General features: G+C 43.1%; 2 protein-coding genes. Both read right to left on the bottom strand.

The window, feature by feature from the left end; genetic code table 11:
• Positions 1 to 71 precede the first annotated feature (71 nt).
• Positions 72 to 1,037: a DUF4382 domain-containing protein gene (locus BM266_RS16825; RefSeq protein ID WP_093411630.1), complete on the bottom strand. Its 966-nt coding sequence runs from the start codon at positions 1,035 to 1,037 to the stop codon at positions 72 to 74.
• A gap of 329 nt (positions 1,038 to 1,366) precedes the next feature.
• On the bottom strand, positions 1,367 to 2,734 hold a 1,368-nt coding region (locus BM266_RS16820), incomplete at its 5' end, for a T9SS type A sorting domain-containing protein (RefSeq protein ID WP_139220688.1).

Raw genomic sequence — 2,734 nt, 5'->3', positions numbered from 1 at the left:
ATAACACAAAAGAAAAAAACCGCCCAAAAATTACTTTTTAGACGGCCTCTTAGTTTTTATAAAAATTCGGTTTACAAATTCAGCAATCCGATGATCACAACTTCCAGGCTAAGTTCGGTATTAGCATCAACTGAAAGGTCCAGCAGGTCGGTATCCACATCAGCAGCGGTTACTGCTTCCAGCTCTCCTTTGAATTCCAGTTGGCCATCGGCATCGGTATCTTCATAGGAAGCGAAGTGCAGCTCATAATCACCTTCTTCAATAAAATGAAGTTCAAAATCTCCATTAGCTTCTGCAACCACGGTACTGTTAACGGCATTGGCAAACCTCAATCCTTCGTCATCGGCAGAGGTTTCAGATTCACCGTAAGTTCCGGCTTCGTAGGCATATACCACATAGGCATCTGCACTGGCAGAACCAAAATCAGACACATTCCCGGTGATAGCTCCGGTTTCGATGCTATTTACCGCTCTAATGCTGTTTGTTAGTCGGCTGTCTGATGCCAAGCTGTATTCCCCACTCTCATCGGTTACCACAGCTTTTCTAAGATCAAAATCCAGCACCACTTCGTTATCGTTGCTTTCATGGATCTCCACATTATCACTCAGGCTTAGCTCATTAGAACCGCTCACCAGGGCGCTCTTTTCCCCGCTGGTGGTCAGTACATAATTACCCGGGGCTTCTCCCGAAGCATCGGTCTCATTGTCCAATACCAGGGTGATATTGGAAGTTGTTCCGCTTTCCAGGTCCAGGCTCCCCAGTAATTCGGTTTGCCCGCTGTGCAGACTGCTCACCTCGATGGTGGTCTTTTCAAAACCTTCAACAGCCTGTCCGTTGATCATTACACTGGCTACGGTCACAAATACCCCCTGTACTTCGGCATTATCTACCGGAGAATCGGTTAGGTATACCTGGGTCTCATAGGTTTGGGCATCGGGATCTCCCGGTCCCAGATCATCGTCATCATCAGAGCACGAGACTATAAGCCCCATTGATAACATTAAAATTCCTGTTTTAAATAAATACTTCAAATTCATAGTTGTTTAATTTTATCGTCTAAAACGACGGATTTGGGTTATACATAATTCAGGTATTTATAGATCATACCTACAACTTTGCCCTTAAAAACGCACTCAGGCTAATGCTATTATTCAGCAGCACTACTTTACAATCAGTTTAACAGGCTTTTAGAAAGTATTAAGAAAATAATGTTTTGGGGTTGCCCTTACGGGTCGGGCTATCCGCGCTACATGGTAGCTTCTTCTATCTCTCACGCGGGCTGCGACTCCTTAGGAAGGAAGCAAAAAAAAGAAGCCGCCGTTTCACCGACTGCTTCTCCCATTCAACTAAGTAATTAACCTAATTATTAGTTTCCAGACAAGATCTTCTTAAAGAAGACATCCCTGTCTGTGATCACTCTCAGAATATAGATCTGGTTTGCTTTTGTTGCAAAGTCCAGAGTCAACTCTGTTACATCCCCGTTGGTCACTCGCTTATCCTTATAGGTACGCAATAGTTGACCGGTAATGTTATAAAACTCCAGGGTCACATTAGAAGTGTATTCGAATTCATAACGAACACTCAAGCTGCTTGTGAATGGCAATGGATATACACTAAAGTCGGCTGTTTCTAAATCGGCAGTCATAGTTCTGAAACTGCTTTCTTCTGAAGTAGCTTCGACCCCATTAATACAACTATCACTAGGCTCGGTAGTTGCTGAAGTACCACCCAATGGACAGTAAGAATTATTCATATAATCCAATTCCATCGCGAAGCTGTTCTCGGTTTTAGGATTTCCTCTCCAGGCCTCGTTTACATCATCAATTAAGGTATATACATTGTAATAAACATAACCCACTTCTGAGCTACAGGCATTCAATAAAGCCGCTACTGACTGACGAGCCAGGTTTTCACCGTTACTGTTACCTTCGAGACTTATGGCTTCATACAAGGTTAAACTTGCGATGTCTATGGGACCATTGGTTGGCGCATCAACAAATACATCACCATATGGGGTACAGGTAGCTATAACCACCTCTTCACCACCTATGGTATAAGTATTTTCACACCATCTATCGGTATGGTTTTTCCAGTAACCGAGAGTACAACCTTGGTCTATTATACAGGTTTCTACAGTTACAGTTATACTATCGATACTATAACATACGTAGTCTCCATTGGTTATTTCACTGCGCACCCAATAAGTGGTCTCCCCAAGTTCGGGAGTAACCACCGAATTCATTAGGGCTCCCATATCCGTATCGGCATCATTCATACTGGTGTGATAGGTCAGAACTCCACCATCAGGATTGCTAACGTACATCGACAGGTCAATAGAATCTCCTACACAGATGAACTCTGGATTTGTAGTGGTGATATCAGGATTGTCGTAAACAGTGATATCAAAAGAATCAATGGTATAACAACTATCATCCTCGGTGTTTTCACTACGCACCCAGTATGTAGCTCCAGCTAGTGGTACATCTACGTCCAAAGCCTGTGCCGCTGTCAACGCATTGGTCTCGTTTATAGCATCATTTTCTGTTGGATAGAAAGTTACATTGCCATCGACAGTGGTCACTCCATCATTCAGATCAAAGCTCTGATAACCGGTTATTCCATCCTCACAGTCTTCAAGATCGGTTACTACAAGATCAGGATTGTCATAAACAGTTACATCAAAGGAGGCTATTGAATAACAACCCTCATCACTATCACTGTCATTATCACTTCT

It is taken from the genome of Salegentibacter flavus, from assembly GCF_900115145.1.
Lineage (GTDB): Bacteria > Bacteroidota > Bacteroidia > Flavobacteriales > Flavobacteriaceae > Salegentibacter > Salegentibacter flavus.
Note: the sequence above shows the minus strand (reverse complement) of the source record. Positions and strands in the feature narration are given on the sequence as shown.

Bases quoted from the DNA above. Each gene is read 5' to 3' on its own strand.
- BM266_RS16825 (WP_093411630.1), bottom strand. From the start codon at position 1,037: ATGAATTTGAAGTATTTATTTAAAACAGGAATTTTAATGTTATCAATG.